Origin of the sequence: Nocardioides koreensis, from assembly GCF_039531775.1 — a bacterium.
GTDB classification, from domain to species: domain Bacteria; phylum Actinomycetota; class Actinomycetes; order Propionibacteriales; family Nocardioidaceae; genus Nocardioides; species Nocardioides koreensis.
The window spans coordinates 60074-72721 of record NZ_BAAAQR010000016.1; the positions used below are offsets into that span (position 1 = coordinate 60074).

16 protein-coding genes and 1 tRNA gene are annotated in these 12648 nt (G+C 71.4%); 11 read left to right on the forward strand and 6 right to left on the reverse strand.

The window, feature by feature from the left end:
• The first annotated feature begins 59 nt into the window (after positions 1-59).
• The 4 genes from ABD268_RS20785 to ABD268_RS20800 all read left to right on the forward strand — a co-directional run bounded on the left by ABD268_RS20785 (position 60) and on the right by ABD268_RS20800 (position 3081).
• On the forward strand, positions 60-839 hold the full coding sequence (locus tag ABD268_RS20785; protein WP_344157121.1) for an enoyl-CoA hydratase/isomerase family protein: 780 nt from the start codon (positions 60-62) through the stop codon (positions 837-839).
• Positions 839-1183 (forward strand): hypothetical protein, encoded by a 345-nt coding sequence (locus tag ABD268_RS20790; RefSeq protein WP_344157124.1) that lies wholly within the window; start codon positions 839-841, stop codon positions 1181-1183. Before ABD268_RS20785 ends, ABD268_RS20790 begins: the two co-directional genes overlap by 1 nt.
• A gap of 147 nt (positions 1184-1330) precedes the next feature.
• The gene (locus tag ABD268_RS20795) at positions 1331-2113 is read left to right on the forward strand and encodes an electron transfer flavoprotein subunit beta/FixA family protein (RefSeq protein ID WP_425573771.1); all 783 of its coding nucleotides are present in this window, start codon (positions 1331-1333) and stop codon (positions 2111-2113) included.
• Positions 2114-2127: 14 nt separating this feature from the next.
• Entirely contained in the window at positions 2128-3081 is a 954-nt protein-coding gene (locus tag ABD268_RS20800; protein WP_344157130.1) for an electron transfer flavoprotein subunit alpha/FixB family protein, read from the forward strand.
• A gap of 37 nt (positions 3082-3118) precedes the next feature.
• Here the strand turns inward: ABD268_RS20800 and ABD268_RS20805 are convergent, their stop codons facing one another.
• Positions 3119-3664 carry an SGNH/GDSL hydrolase family protein gene (locus tag ABD268_RS20805; RefSeq protein ID WP_344157133.1) on the reverse strand — a complete coding sequence of 182 codons (546 nt, stop codon included), beginning with the start codon at positions 3662-3664 and terminating at the stop codon, positions 3119-3121.
• A gap of 105 nt (positions 3665-3769) precedes the next feature.
• On the opposite strand from ABD268_RS20805, the gene ABD268_RS20810 reads away from it, so the two are divergent.
• Positions 3770-3991, forward strand: a complete 222-nt coding sequence (locus ABD268_RS20810; protein ID WP_344157136.1) for a hypothetical protein — start codon at positions 3770-3772, stop codon at positions 3989-3991.
• A 141-nt stretch (positions 3992-4132) separates the two neighbouring features.
• On the opposite strand, the gene ABD268_RS20815 is transcribed toward ABD268_RS20810, so the two are convergent.
• Both ABD268_RS20815 and ABD268_RS20820 read right to left on the reverse strand, forming a co-directional pair.
• Entirely contained in the window at positions 4133-5053 is a 921-nt protein-coding gene (locus tag ABD268_RS20815; RefSeq protein ID WP_344157139.1) for an HNH endonuclease signature motif containing protein, read from the reverse strand.
• Positions 5050-5361 (reverse strand): hypothetical protein, encoded by a 312-nt coding sequence (locus tag ABD268_RS20820; protein ID WP_344157142.1) that lies wholly within the window; start codon positions 5359-5361, stop codon positions 5050-5052. The genes ABD268_RS20815 and ABD268_RS20820 overlap by 4 nt, the downstream gene beginning before the upstream one ends.
• A gap of 399 nt (positions 5362-5760) precedes the next feature.
• Between ABD268_RS20820 and ABD268_RS20825 the strand changes: the two genes are divergently transcribed.
• Positions 5761-6210, forward strand: a complete 450-nt coding sequence (locus ABD268_RS20825) for an iron chaperone (protein WP_344157145.1) — start codon at positions 5761-5763, stop codon at positions 6208-6210.
• Between the two features lie 15 nt (positions 6211-6225).
• Here the strand turns inward: ABD268_RS20825 and ABD268_RS20830 are convergent, their stop codons facing one another.
• The gene (locus tag ABD268_RS20830; RefSeq protein ID WP_344157148.1) at positions 6226-6723 is read right to left on the reverse strand and encodes a DNA polymerase ligase N-terminal domain-containing protein; all 498 of its coding nucleotides are present in this window, start codon (positions 6721-6723) and stop codon (positions 6226-6228) included.
• A gap of 30 nt (positions 6724-6753) precedes the next feature.
• Entirely contained in the window at positions 6754-8220 is a 1467-nt protein-coding gene (locus tag ABD268_RS20835; protein WP_344157151.1) for a lysyl oxidase family protein, read from the reverse strand.
• Positions 8221-8347: 127 nt separating this feature from the next.
• Here ABD268_RS20835 and ABD268_RS20840 point away from each other — a divergent pair, with 127 nt between their 5' ends.
• From ABD268_RS20840 to ABD268_RS20860, 5 genes are all read left to right on the forward strand, one after another.
• On the forward strand, positions 8348-9610 hold the full coding sequence (locus ABD268_RS20840) for a glutamate-5-semialdehyde dehydrogenase (RefSeq protein ID WP_344157154.1): 1263 nt from the start codon (positions 8348-8350) through the stop codon (positions 9608-9610).
• Positions 9611-9732: 122 nt separating this feature from the next.
• Positions 9733-10371: a nicotinate-nucleotide adenylyltransferase gene (nadD, locus tag ABD268_RS20845; RefSeq protein ID WP_344157292.1), complete on the forward strand. Its 639-nt coding sequence runs from the start codon at positions 9733-9735 to the stop codon at positions 10369-10371.
• Positions 10368-10748 carry a ribosome silencing factor gene (rsfS, locus tag ABD268_RS20850; protein ID WP_344157156.1) on the forward strand — a complete coding sequence of 127 codons (381 nt, stop codon included), beginning with the start codon at positions 10368-10370 and terminating at the stop codon, positions 10746-10748. The genes nadD and rsfS overlap by 4 nt, the downstream gene beginning before the upstream one ends.
• Positions 10745-11470 (forward strand): histidine phosphatase family protein, encoded by a 726-nt coding sequence (locus tag ABD268_RS20855; RefSeq protein ID WP_344157158.1) that lies wholly within the window; start codon positions 10745-10747, stop codon positions 11468-11470. The genes rsfS and ABD268_RS20855 overlap by 4 nt, the downstream gene beginning before the upstream one ends.
• Before the next feature lie 45 nt (positions 11471-11515).
• Positions 11516-11588: transfer RNA gene (locus ABD268_RS20860), tRNA-Ala, on the forward strand.
• Positions 11589-11661: 73 nt separating this feature from the next.
• On the opposite strand, the gene ABD268_RS20865 is transcribed toward ABD268_RS20860, so the two are convergent.
• Complete coding sequence (locus ABD268_RS20865; protein WP_344157161.1) at positions 11662-12624, reverse strand: helix-turn-helix transcriptional regulator; 963 nt, start codon at positions 12622-12624, stop codon at positions 11662-11664.
• Between the last annotated feature and the right edge of the window lie 24 nt (positions 12625-12648).

Sequence of the window (12648 nt, forward strand, 5' to 3'; positions counted from 1 at the left end):
CCGGTGGGCCGCCGACCGAGCGCGCCGACGAAGAGCAAGCGATGAGGTGAGACGACCCGATGGGTGAATACGTGCGGCTCGAGGTTGCCGACGGCGTGGGCACGATCCGGCTGGACCGGCCGAAGATGAACGCGATCAGCATCCAGGTCCAGGAGGAGATCCGGGCCGCGGCCGCCGAGGCCACCGAGCGGGACGACGTCAAGGCCGTCGTCGTGTACGGCGGGGAGCGGGTCTTCGCGGCCGGCAACGACGTCAAGGAGATGGCCGACATGTCGTACACCGACATGGTCAAGCGCTCCGGTCCGCTGCAGTCCGCGGTCACCGCGGTCGCCCGGATCCCGAAGCCGGTCGTCGCCGCCGTCACGGGGTACGCCCTCGGCGGGGGCTGCGAGCTGGCGCTCGCCGCGGACGTGCGGTTCGCCGCCGACAACGCGGTGCTGGGTCAGCCCGAGGTCCTGCTCGGCATCATCCCCGGCGCGGGCGGCACCCAGCGGCTGACCCGGCTGGTGGGTCCCAGCAAGGCCAAGGACCTGATCTTCACCGGCCGCTTCGTCAAGGCCGACGAGGCGCTCGCCATCGGGCTGGTGGACCGGCTGTTCCCTGCCGAGTCCGTGTACGACGAGGCCGTGACCTGGGCGAAGCAGTTCGCCGGTGCCGCGACGTTCGCGCTGCGGGCGGCGAAGGAGTGCATCGACCGCGGCCTGGAGACCGACCTCGAGACCGGGCTGGAGATCGAGCGCCAGCAGTTCGCCGCCCTGTTCGCCACCGAGGACCGGACCACCGGTATGCGATCCTTCGTGGAGAACGGTCCCGGCAAGGCAGAGTTCGAGGGGCGTTGATGAAGCGCAGAGCCGAGGTGGAGTCGAAGTCCGCCAGGGTCACGGCCACCAAGGTCCGGCTGCAGCTGGCGCGCGTCCTGTGGCTGGTCTGCGCGCTGGCCGCGCTCTTCCTGGCGGTCGGGGCCCTGCTCATCGCCCTGGACGCCAACCAGAGCAACGACCTGGTGAAGTTCGTGCTGGACGTCGCTGACAAGCTCGACCTCCAGGTCTTCTCCCGGGAGGACGGGATCAAGGAGTTCACGGGCAAGAACGCGGACACGAAGAACGCCCTGTTCAACTGGGGTCTGGCTGCCATCGCGTGGCTGGTCGTGGGTCGGATCCTCGACCGCATCGTGCGGCCCTGACACCCCGATGTGACCCACCCGACGCTGTGACCGACCACACCGGGACGACCCGTTCCGCGGTTGGTGACTCGCTAGTAACCTCGCCACACACACCGAGTGCACAGGAGGGGCCGTAACGGCCACACCACCATGAACATTGTTGTCTGTGTGAAGTACGTGCCCGACGCCACTGCCGACCGGCAGTTCGAGTCGGACAACACCGTCGACCGCGTCGGCGTCGACGGCCTGCTGTCGGAGCTCGACGAGTACGCCGTGGAGCAGTCGCTCCAGATCAAGGAGAAGGCCGAGGGTGACGACGTCACCGTGACCGCCCTCTGCGTCGGCCCGGAGAAGGCCGTGGACGCCGTCCGCAAGGCCCTCCAGATGGGCGCCGACAAGGCGGTCCACGTGACCGACGAGGCGATCGCGGGCTCCGACTACGTCGCCACCTCGCTCGTCCTCGCCAAGGCGGTCGAGAAGATCGGAGCCGAGGAGAAGGTCGATCTCGTCGTGTGCGGCATGGCCTCGACCGACGCCTCGGGCAGCGTCGTCCCGGCGATGCTCGCCGAGCGCCTGGGCCTGCCCCAGGTCACGCTGGCCTCGGTCATCGAGACCCAGGGCGACCAGGTCCGCATCAAGCGTGACGGCGACACCGCCACCGAGGTCATCGGCGGCACGATGCCGCTGGTGCTGTCGGTCACCGACCAGTCGGGCGAGGCCCGCTACCCGTCGTTCAAGGGCATCATGGCCGCGAAGAAGAAGCCGATGGAGACCTGGTCGCTGAGCGACCTCGGGGTCGAGGCGGAGCAGGTCGGCCTGTCGGTCGCGTGGACCGAGGTGGAGGAGACCACGGCCCGCCCGCCGCGCACCGCCGGGGAGATCGTGACCGACGAGGACGGCTCGGGCGCCACGGCGCTGACCGAGTTCCTCGCCTCCAAGAAGTTCATCTGAGGAGCTGATCGCTGATGTCTGAAGTCCTGGTTCTCATCGACCACGTCGAGGGTGCGGTCCGCAAGCCGACGTACGAGCTCCTCACCATCGCCAAGCGGCTCGGCGAGCCGTCCGCGGTCTTCATCGGCCCGGCCGACCAGGCCGCCGAGGCGACCGTGAAGGTCAAGAAGTACGGCGCCGAGAAGGTCTACGTCGTCGACGACGCGCCGCTCAAGGGCTACTTGGTGGCCCCGAAGGCCGAGGCGCTGCAGCAGCTCGCCGAGAAGTCGTCGCCCGCCGTGATCCTGATCCCCTCGACCGCGGAGGGCAAGGAGATCGCGGGCCGGCTGGCGATCAAGCTCGAGTCGGGCCTGATCACCGACGCCGTCGACGTGCAGGAGGGGCCGGTCACCACCCAGTCGGTCTTCGCCGGCAACTACACGGTGACCGCGAAGGTCACCAAGGGCACCCCGATCATCACGGTGAAGCCGAACTCCGCCGCGCCGGAGGAGTCCGAGGGCGCCGGGACCGTCGAGGAGTTCTCCCCGACCATCTCCGACGCCGCGAAGACCGCGCAGATCGTGGCCTCGCAGCCCCGGAAGGCGACCGGTCGTCCCGAGCTCACCGAGGCCGCGATCGTGGTCTCCGGTGGCCGCGGCACCGGTGGTGACTTCGAGCCGATCGAGGGTCTCGCCGACGCGCTGGGCGCGGCGGTCGGCGCCTCGCGTGCCGCCGTCGACTCGGGCTGGATGCCGCACAGCTTCCAGGTCGGCCAGACCGGCAAGACCGTCTCGCCGCAGCTCTACGTGGCCAACGGCATCTCCGGTGCGATCCAGCACCGTGCCGGCATGCAGACCTCGAAGACGATCGTGGCCGTCAACAAGGACGAAGAGGCCCCGATCTTCGAGCTGGTCGACTTCGGTGTCGTGGGTGACCTGCACAAGGTGCTCCCCGCGGCCACCGAGGAGATCAACAAGCGCAAGGGCTGACCGCTCCGGCTGTCGAGACCCCGGACGCCCCGTCACCTCAGGTGGCGGGGCGTCCTGCGGTCTGCGCGACGGCCTCGCGGATCGCCGGCAGCAGCAGGTCGTAGCCCGCGCCCGTGAGGTGCACGGCATCGTCGGCGAACGCCGCCGCGCCGAGGGGAGCGAGCAGGTCCCGGGCATGGACCAGCGTGGCCCCGGCCGCCCCGAACCGCTCGGCCGCCGCATCGGCGTACGCCGTGACGACGGCGTCGGTGCGGTCACCGGGCCCGGTCAGTCCGGCCTCGTCGACGCCGGGCGGCACGACGTACACCAGCGCTCGGCGGGGCGTCCGAGCGAGGAAGTCGTCGATGCAGGCCGCCATGGTGTCCAGGTGCACCTGCTTCCAGGGTGCGGCGTCGTTGGAGCCGATCGACACCACGAGGACGTCGTCGGGCCCTACCCCGGCCGCCACCGCCTGCGGCACCAGCTCGCTCGCGACGGCACCGCCGACGGCGGCGTTCACCACGTCGGCGCCCGGCGGTGCCAGCCGCGCCCTGTCGCGCCGCACCCGGGCCAGGTGGCTGTCCCCGAGCAATACGATCCGCATGCGCGCACCCTAGGCGGGTCAGAACGCCACCGTGGGCGACATTCCCGAGCCGACGCTGGCTACGCTGCACCGAGTCAACCGGCCGGACGTCTAGGGTGCGTAGGCATGGAAGGCATCGTGCTCCGGGTGCGGCTCGTCAGCGGTGACAGCCTGGATGTCACGTACGAGCACGACTCGGGCAGCGAGTCGGAGATCATCGACCACGTGGTCTCCACGCTGGCGGACGCGTCCGGACTGCTCCGCTGCCGACACGGCGGGCGGCTCCTGGTGCTGTACGCGAGGGGGGTTGCGGCCGTGGAGGTCGCGCCCCGCGGTGCCGTCCTGTAGAGATCGCCGGTCCCCGATGAGGCGGGGAGGAGCCGGTCGTGCGCTGCTCCGGCCGGCGCCCCGAACCGAGGGCAGACGGCCTGGTCTTCTGGGTGTCAGCGTGGATCGGCTGGAGCTGCGGTCCCACTGCCCTGCGGGTGCTCAGTCGTTGTTGAGCTGGATGGTGCCGAGTGGGGTGACCAGGTAGGAGCGGCCGTGGGGGCCGTGCCATGCGTAGGTGCCGTCGTCGCGTCTTCGGTATCTCCAGCGGCCGCTGGTTTTGCAGCGGTGATGTCGCCGGCACAGGCAGGCCAGGTTGTGGGGGTTGGTCTGCCCGGGTGGTCCGCCCTGGTCGAGCGGGACGTAGGGGTCGATGTGGTCGAGGTCGGTGTGGCGGGCGTCGACGGCGCACCAGGGGAAGATGCAGTGGCCGTCGCGGAGGATGACGATCTCGCGGATCTCCTCGGTCGGGTCGTGCCCGTCCACGGCGGGCCAGTGATTCAGGTCGAGCACGGGCCGGATCACCACGTCCTCGGAACGGCCGAGCCAGTCCCGGATCTTCGCCAACGTGGCCGGGCCCAGTCTCTCCACCTCACCGACCGCGTCCCGGTCGAGGTGCAGTAGGTCCGTGAGCGAGGCGTGGACGTAGAGGATGGTCTGCCGCCGCCGCACCGGGACGGTCGCGACCGGCTCGAACCCCGTCACGCCGTCGCCGCTGTCGCCGGTGAGCGCGGCGAGGTCGAGGGTGGCCTGCTGGGCGGCGATCACGCCGAGGGCCTTGGCCTTGCGGATCCCCAGGTCGTCGGCGTCCCCGAGCGCCTTCAATGCGGCGGCCTGGTCGCAGACCAGGTGGTGGAACGCGGTGAGGTCGAGGGTGTCCCCGGCCACGTCGAGGTAGCTGGTGCCGTCGCCGGGGGCGGGGTGGCGCAGGGTGACGTGCCAGCCCTTCTTTCCCTGCTTCTCGCGCTGCTCGAGCAGCTCGGGGTGGTACTTCGCGATCGCCATCGTGACCTCGGTCTGGATCGCGGTGAACCCGCACGAGGCCAGCCTCGGGGCGAGCTGGGCGTCGGCGATCAGCTTCATCCCGGCAGGGTGGAGACCCCGAGCGCGGCGGCGACCGGCTCGGGCGCGAACGCCGAGACCGCGGGGGTGCCCTCCCCACCCAGGGACTCGTCCTCGTGGAGCACGCCGGGCAGCGCGTCGCCGGCCCAGGTGGCGACCCCGGTGTCGGTGGTGGCGGGGTGCCGCACGCACCACTGCGCGGCCAGCCGGAGCTTGCTGCGCTCCGCGACCCGGGCCGCGATCTTGGCGTCGTCGAGCAGGGCGAGGAGCCAGTCGGGGTCGAGGTCCTCGACCACCACCGGCTGTCCCATCGCGTCCACCTCGAGCATGGATCAATCCAAGCATCGGGCACCGACAGCCCGGCCCCGAAAACCGCGTGGTTGAGCGGGTCTGGGGAACTTCGAAAGCAAAATTTTCGGTCACCGGCGGAGCCGCGCCGGCCGAGACCCGGGCGGCGACCGCAACCCACGGCGTACCCGTCCCGGGAGCCGGCAAGACCGCAACCACCCAGTGGCCCGCCTGTGGTGTTCCCCCATTGGAGCCCTCCATGGCCGGCAGCGACCGGAAACGTTGCCTCCGCTCGCGAATTCTCGTGCAGCCCGCCGCAACGGTGCGTCTCCACGCTCCGGAAACCGATCCGGAATCGAGAAGCACGACGCGGTCGTCGGACCTAGCGTTGCTGCGGAAGGCCGGAACAGCCGAGCCCGAGCGTCGGAAGGAAGCCCGAGATGCCCACGAAGAATGCCACCAACGAGTCAGACGGCTTCAGCGCGGAGGAGCGTGCCGCGATGAAGGAGCGCGCGGCCGAGCTGCGTGCCGAGGGCAGGAAGGGTGCCAAGAAGGCCGACGGCCTGCAGGCCGTCCTCGACGCGATCGCGAAGATGGAGCCCCAGGACCGGGTGCTCGCCGAGCGCGTGCACGTGACGGTGACCGCGACCGCCCCCGACCTGTCGCCGAAGACCTGGTACGGCATGCCCGCCTACGCGGACGCGGACGGCAAGGTCGTCGTCTTCTTCCAGGACTCGGGCAAGTTCAAGTACCGGTACTCGACCCTGGGTTTCCAGGACACCGCGAACCTCGACGACGGCGACCTGTGGCCGGTGGCCTACGCGCTCAAGCAGTGGAGCCCCGCGGTGGAGACGAAGGTCGTCGAGCTCGTGCAGGCGGCCACCTCCTGACCGGGATCGGCGGCGTCAGTCCTCGAAGTCCTCGTTGGTCCTGCCGCTCAGCACCGACTCCGGCTGGGTGAGGGCGGGCTTGCGGCGGCGGTCGGCGCCGTCGTCGTCGATCTTGACCAGCAGCCAGAACTTGTCGTCGCCGCCCATCTTGGTGTGGGTGATCGCGAAGGCGCCGGTGAGCTTCTGGCCGTGCAGCACGAACTTCAGGTGCCCGGCGGCCAGGGCGTCCTCGGCGGAGACCGGTTCGCCCTGCTTCTCGGTGATGTTCTCGAAGGTGCCGGTGTCCCAGACGACGACGGTGCCGGCGCCGTACCCGTCGCCGACCCGGCCCTCGAAGTCCGCGTAGTCGAGCGGGTGGTCCTCCGTCATCGCGGCCAGCCGCCTGTCGCGGGGATCGAGCGACGGTCCCTTGGGCACCGCCCAGGAGACCAGCACGCCACCGATCTCGAGGCGGAAGTCGAAGTGCAGCGTGGACGCGTCGTGACGCTGCACCACGAAGACTTCATCGGCCATGGCTGACAGGTACCCGCCGGCCGGGGCCGGCTAACGACCCACCGGCTCCTCGACGATGCCGACCTGGAACGCCTTCACCTTTCGGTCGCCGTGCTTGTCGGTCGTGATCCTGATCTTGCGCAGTGAGTCGTTGTTCGCGTAGTCGGACTCGATCAGGTTCCGGGTGCCGCCGGTGTGGACGGGGTTCGCCTCGACCGCGATCCAGTAGGTCCCGTCGGGGATGTCCTTGATCGGGAACGCCTGGCCGTAGCGGTGCTGCAGGTAGGTGTCGCCCGAGCCGGCGGCCAGCACCTCGCGCACCGAGAGGGCGTCGCGCCCGCCGCAGGCGGTCGACAGGTCGGTGTTGTCCGGGTGCCAGTCGGCACCCTCGAGCGTGTAGTCCACGGCGTCGGTGTTGGCCAGGCAGAACGACCGCTTGCCCGAGGCCACCGCCTCGCCGAGGTCCTCGTCGAGCAGGCGGTACCGCGCGAAGTCCTCGAAGTGCCAGTGCCGGTGGTTCTGCGCGTGCCAGTGCATCTCGCCGACCTGCTGGTAGCCGGTCTGGTTGCCGTCGGCGTCGAAGAAGTACTGGTAGGCGTCCATCCGGTCCTCGCCCTCGACGCGGAACCCGTCGACGACGAGCGGGCTGGTGCCGGCGTTCCACACCGTGGCCGCGAACCGCAGCAGGGTGCCCTTGCGGTTGAGGCCGACCCCGAAGGCCGGCAGCGAGCGCAGGTCGGGGGTCGGGCCCGTGGCGACGCCCGCCGACTCGCCGCTCGGCTCGTGGGCTGCGGGGACGGCGGGCTCGCCCTGGGGAGCCGGGGCGGGTCGGTACCTGCCGCCGCCGTCCTTCTTCACCACCAGCCGCGTGGTGCGCTGGGCGTCGGCCGCGGCGATCCCGAAGAACTCGGCGTACGCCGGCGCGAGCGTCGCGGTGACGTCGTACCGCCCGGGCTGGAGCATGAGGTTGTTGTCCCACTGCTGGACCAGCGGGCTGGCATAACCCGCCTCGATCCCCATGACCGAGCCGAGCGTGTAGGGGTTCCACGGGCAGCCGTGCGGGAACGGCGAGCGGGCGGGGGCGTCGGGGCGGATCCGCTGCGAGTAGCCGTTGAGGCAGACGTCGAGGTCCATCTCCCCGACCTGCTGGCCGCTGTCGACGCGTGTGATGGTCAGGTCCGCGAAGCCGGTGAGGCCTGTGAAGTCGGACATGACGAGGTCGTCGGGCAGGGTCCGGGCGCCGGTGGGGGAGAGCCACTCGCTGAGGATCGGGTCGTCGTACGACGTCCGGGTCGACCGGATCTCGACCGGGTCCGTCGTGGCGATCAGGCGCATGCCGAAGTCGGTGTAGACCTGACCGTCGTAGGAGTACGTGACGACCTTGTCGGGTGCCCACAGGATCATCGGCGAGCCGTCGGCGGCGGGCACGGTCGCGTCCGCGGGCGTGACGGCGGGAACGGCGAGCGCGAGCGCCGCGGCGATCCCGAGGGCGCCGGAGCGCCAGTGACGACGGGGCACGGGACCGTCCTTCTCGAAGGCGTGGGTGGGGGTCCCGCGGAGCGTACGACGCGGCGCCGACGGGCATGGCGGCTTTGGGAACAAGACGCGGCCCGATCTCCGGCCGGGGCGAACTACGCTCGTTCGCATGGCAGACCAGGGCAGTGGGCGGCACGAGGTCCTCGAGGCGGCGCGCCGGGCGCGGGAGGCGAGCCACGGGCTCGCGCTGGCGACCCGGGCACGGAAGGACCAGGCCCTGCACGCGATGGCCGACGGCCTGCTGGCGGCGAGCGCGACCGTGCTCGCCGCGAACGCCGAGGACGTGCGCCGGGCGGAGGAGGGCGGCACGCCGCGGAACATCGTCGACCGGCTCCGGCTGACCGACGAGCGGCTGGTCGGGATGGCGCAGGGACTGCGCGACGTGGCCGGCCTGCCCGACCCGGTCGGTGAGGTCGTGCGCGGGAGCACGTTGGCCAACGGGCTCGAGCTGCGGCAGGTGCGGGTGCCCTTCGGCGTCGTCGGCATGATCTACGAGGCCCGCCCCAACGTCACCGCCGACGCTGCCGGCATCTGCCTGAAGTCCGGGAACGCGGTGCTGCTGCGCGGCAGCTCGAGCGCCCGCTCCAGCAACGCCGCCATCGTGTCGGTGCTGCGCGAGGCGGCCGTCAGCGCCGGGCTGGACGCCGACGTGGTCCAGCTGGTGCCGGGCGACTCGCACGAGAGCGTCAAGGTGCTGATGCGCGCCCGCGGCCTCGTCGACGTGCTGATCCCGCGCGGCGGGGCGGGCCTGATCCGCAGCGTCGTGGAGGAGTCGACCGTGCCCGTGATCGAGACCGGGGTCGGCAACTGCCACGTCTACGTCGACGCGCACGCCGACCTCGACAAGGCGCTCGCGATCGTGGTCAACGCCAAGACCCACCGCACCAGCGTCTGCAACGCCGCCGAGTCCCTCCTCGTCCACGCCGACGTGGCGCAGGCGTTCCTGCCCCGGGTCGTCGGGGCCCTGCAGGAGGCCGGCGTGACGATCCACGGCGACGACGGCTTCGCGGCGTACGACGGCGTGGTGCCCGCCGCGGACGAGGACCACGGCCAGGAGTACCTCTCCCTGGACATCTCGGCCCGGGTGGTGCCGGACCTCGACGAGGCGATCCGCCACATCCGGCGCTTCTCCAGCCAGCACTCCGACGCCATCGTCACCGAGCACCAGGGCGCGGCCCGACGGTTCGTCGCCGAGGTGGACTCCGCCGCGGTGCTCGTGAACGCCTCGACCCGGTTCACCGACGGCGGTGAGTTCGGCTTCGGCGCCGAGATCGGGATCAGCACCCAGAAGCTGCACGCGCGGGGCCCGATGGGGCTTCCGGAGATGACCTCCACCAAGTACGTCGTCACCGGGGACGGCCAGGTGCGCTGAGTCCCGGCGTGCACCGGTAGGCTGTCCGCCATGAATCACTGGGTTGTGGGCGCGATCGCCCTGGGCATCCTGCTCTTCATGATGGCCGGACTTCTGATGTTCGGCGCGGGACGCGAGCACAGCTGAGCGCGGCAGCCGCCCCGTCACGTGCCCCCGGCCCCCGCCGGGTGGGGGTCATGGGTGGGACCTTCGACCCCATCCATCACGGTCACCTGGTGGCGGCGTCGGAGGTCCAGGCGTGGTTCGACCTCGACGAGGTCGTCTTCGTGCCCACCGGGGACCCGTGGCAGAAGTCCGACCGGGTCGTCTCGCCGGCCGAGCACCGCTACCTGATGACGGTGATCGCGACGGCGGCCAACCCCCGGTTCAACGTCTCCCGGGTCGACATCGAGCGCACCGGCCCGACGTACACGATCGACACGCTGCGCGACCTGCGCAAGGCGATGCCCGACGCCGAGCTGTACTTCATCACCGGCGCCGACGCGCTGGCCGAGATCTTCACCTGGCGCGACGCCGAGGAGCTCTTCGAGCTCGCCCAGTTCGTCGGCTGCACGCGCCCGGGCTACACGATGGACGCCGCCACCCTCGACTCGATCCCGGCCGACCGGGTGACCATGGTCGAGATCCCGGCGCTGGCCATCTCCTCCACCGACTGCCGTGAGCGCAAGCGGCGCGGGGAACCCGTGTGGTACCTCGTGCCCGACGGCGTCGTGCAGTACATCGCCAAGCACGACCTCTACCCGCGCAAGGAACCCGTATGACCGCCACCGACCACGCCCTCGAGCTCGTCCGCACCGCCGCACGCGCCGCTTCCGACAAGCTGGCGACGAACATCATCGCCTTCGACGTCAGCGAGCAGCTCGCCATCACCGACGCCTTCCTGCTGGTCTCGGCCTCCAACGAGCGGCAGGTCAAGGCGATCGTCGACGAGGTCGAGGACAAGCTGCGTGAGATCGGCGCCAAGCCGATCCGCCGCGAGGGCGAGCGCGACGGTCGCTGGGTCCTCATCGACTACGGCGAGATCGTCGTGCACGTGCAGCACGAGGAGGAGCGGCAGTTCTACGCCCTCGAGCGGCTGTGGCGCGACTGCCCGGCCATCGAGCTGCCCGCCGACGTGACCCAGGCCGGGCGCGCTTGAGCGCTCCTCCGCGTCCGGACCAGCGTTCGGCGGTCGAGATCGCCGAGACCGTGGGGTCGCGGCGGCTCGTGCTGCTGCGCCACGGTCGCACCGCGTGGAACCTCGAGGGCCGCGCGCAGGGGCACTCCGACGTCACCCTCGACGACACCGGTCGGGCCCAGGCGGCCGCGGCCGCGCCGTACCTCGCCCTGCTCCGCCCCGCCGCGCTGTGGAGCAGCGACCTCGCCCGCGCCCGGGAGACCGCGTCGTACGTCGAGGCCGCGACCGGTCTCGTCGCGACCACCGACCCGCGGCTGCGCGAGTTCGACGTGGGGGAGCGGGCCGGGCTGACCGTCGCCGAGTTCGCGGAGAAGTACCCCGAGGCGCACGCGCGCTGGGCCTCGGGCCACATCACCGGCGGCGTCCCGGGCGCGGAGACCATCGCGGACGTGACCGGCCGGATGGTGCCGGCGCTGCACGAGATGGTCGCGTCGCTGGCGCCCGGGCAGACCGGGATCGTCGTGACCCACGGTGCCTGCCTGAAGGTCTCCCTGGTCGCCCTGCTGGGGCTCCCGATCGAGGCGGACGAGGCGATCTTCGTGATGGACAACTGCGGCTGGGCCACGATCGCGGAGCACCGTAGCGGCCGGCTGCGGCTGAGCTCGTACAACGAGACCGCCCATCCGGGCGTCCTGCCGCCGGAGGGGACCCCCGATTTCGCAAGCGACGCACCGAGTGGCTAGTATTCCCCGCGTTGCTCACCCCGGTGGAGACACCGCGGAAGCGATGGGGCTGTGGCGCAGCTGGTAGCGCACCTGCATGGCATGCAGGGGGTCAGGGGTTCGAGTCCCCTCAGCTCCACAACAAGCAGGAGGCTGGCACCCGTGTGGGTGCCGGCCTCCTGTGTCTCCCGGCCGGCGCGCTGCTGAACAGCTCAGCAGTCGCCGGTCGTGACCGCCTCCGTGAGCCGCCGGCCGAGGAGCGCTGCGGCCTCCCGCAGCTCGGCCGGCTCGACGATCCGGAACGGCGCCTCGATCGCCGTGAGCTGACGGGCGTACCAGTCGGGATCGTCGGTGGACGCGACCAGCCGGCTGCGCTGGTCGTCGAGCGCCTCGAGGCGGCCCAGGCTGCGTGGGACCCACCGGGCCGCGGTGTCGACGGGCGCGTCGACGACGACCTCCACCCGGTACCTCCACCCCTCCGAGAGGTGCGCCTCGACGGCACGCACGGGGTCGAGGTCCGCCGGCGGGGTGAAGGTGTCCTCGAGGGTGTCGGCGCTGACGACCCGGTCGAGGCGCAGGACCCGCCGGGCCTCGCTGGTGTGCGACCAGCACAGCAGGTACCACCGGCCGTGGCGCACCACGACCGCCCACGGGTCGACCTCCATGACCCGTTCGCGGCCCGGTCCGAGGCGGTAGCCGAGCCGCAGCCGGAGCGCGGACGCGCTGGCCTGCACCAGCTGCGCCGTCGTCTCGGGGTCGGGGGTCGCGTCGTCGTGATCGCGGCGACCCGCACCCACGCGGCGTACGGCGTCGGCCGGCCCGGCGACCGGCTCGGGCAGGACCCGGATGATCTTGGCGAGCGCGTGGCCGACCGGGGTGGTCGGGTCGCCGGCGGCATGGTCGCCCTCGAGGACCGCCATCACCAGTGCCAGGGCCTCGGTGGTGGTGAACAGCAGCGGGGGCGGCCGGTGCCCGCGGCCGACGCGGTACCCGCCGTACCGGCCCCGGCTGGACTCGATCGGTACGCCGGCCTCGCGCAGAATGTCGACGTACCGACGGACCGCGCGCGTCGAGACCTGCAACCGGTGCGCCAGGCGCTCCGCCGTGATGCCCGGGCAGTCCTGGACCAGCTCGAGGGCCAGCAGGGCCCGTGCCGTGGGGCTCGTGTCGGGCACCGGGGCACCTCCTGTTCCTTGCGG

Excerpts from the sequence above, each read along its gene's own strand:
- ABD268_RS20830 (WP_344157148.1), bottom strand. The coding sequence starts at position 6,723 with ATGGCCGATGAAGTCTTCGTGGTGCAGCGTCACGACGCGTCCACGCTG.
- ABD268_RS20800 (WP_344157130.1), top strand. The coding sequence starts at position 2,128 with ATGTCTGAAGTCCTGGTTCTCATCGACCACGTCGAGGGTGCGGTCCGC.
- ABD268_RS20815 (WP_344157139.1), bottom strand. The coding sequence starts at position 5,053 with ATGAAGCTGATCGCCGACGCCCAGCTCGCCCCGAGGCTGGCCTCGTGC.
- rsfS (WP_344157156.1), top strand. The coding sequence starts at position 10,368 with ATGACCGCCACCGACCACGCCCTCGAGCTCGTCCGCACCGCCGCACGC.
- ABD268_RS20785 (WP_344157121.1), top strand. The coding sequence starts at position 60 with ATGGGTGAATACGTGCGGCTCGAGGTTGCCGACGGCGTGGGCACGATC.
- ABD268_RS20805 (WP_344157133.1), bottom strand. The coding sequence starts at position 3,664 with ATGCGGATCGTATTGCTCGGGGACAGCCACCTGGCCCGGGTGCGGCGC.
- ABD268_RS20790 (WP_344157124.1), top strand. The coding sequence starts at position 839 with ATGAAGCGCAGAGCCGAGGTGGAGTCGAAGTCCGCCAGGGTCACGGCC.
- ABD268_RS20840 (WP_344157154.1), top strand. The coding sequence starts at position 8,348 with ATGGCAGACCAGGGCAGTGGGCGGCACGAGGTCCTCGAGGCGGCGCGC.
- ABD268_RS20825 (WP_344157145.1), top strand. The coding sequence starts at position 5,761 with ATGCCCACGAAGAATGCCACCAACGAGTCAGACGGCTTCAGCGCGGAG.
- ABD268_RS20810 (WP_344157136.1), top strand. The coding sequence starts at position 3,770 with ATGGAAGGCATCGTGCTCCGGGTGCGGCTCGTCAGCGGTGACAGCCTG.
- ABD268_RS20820 (WP_344157142.1), bottom strand. The coding sequence starts at position 5,361 with ATGCTCGAGGTGGACGCGATGGGACAGCCGGTGGTGGTCGAGGACCTC.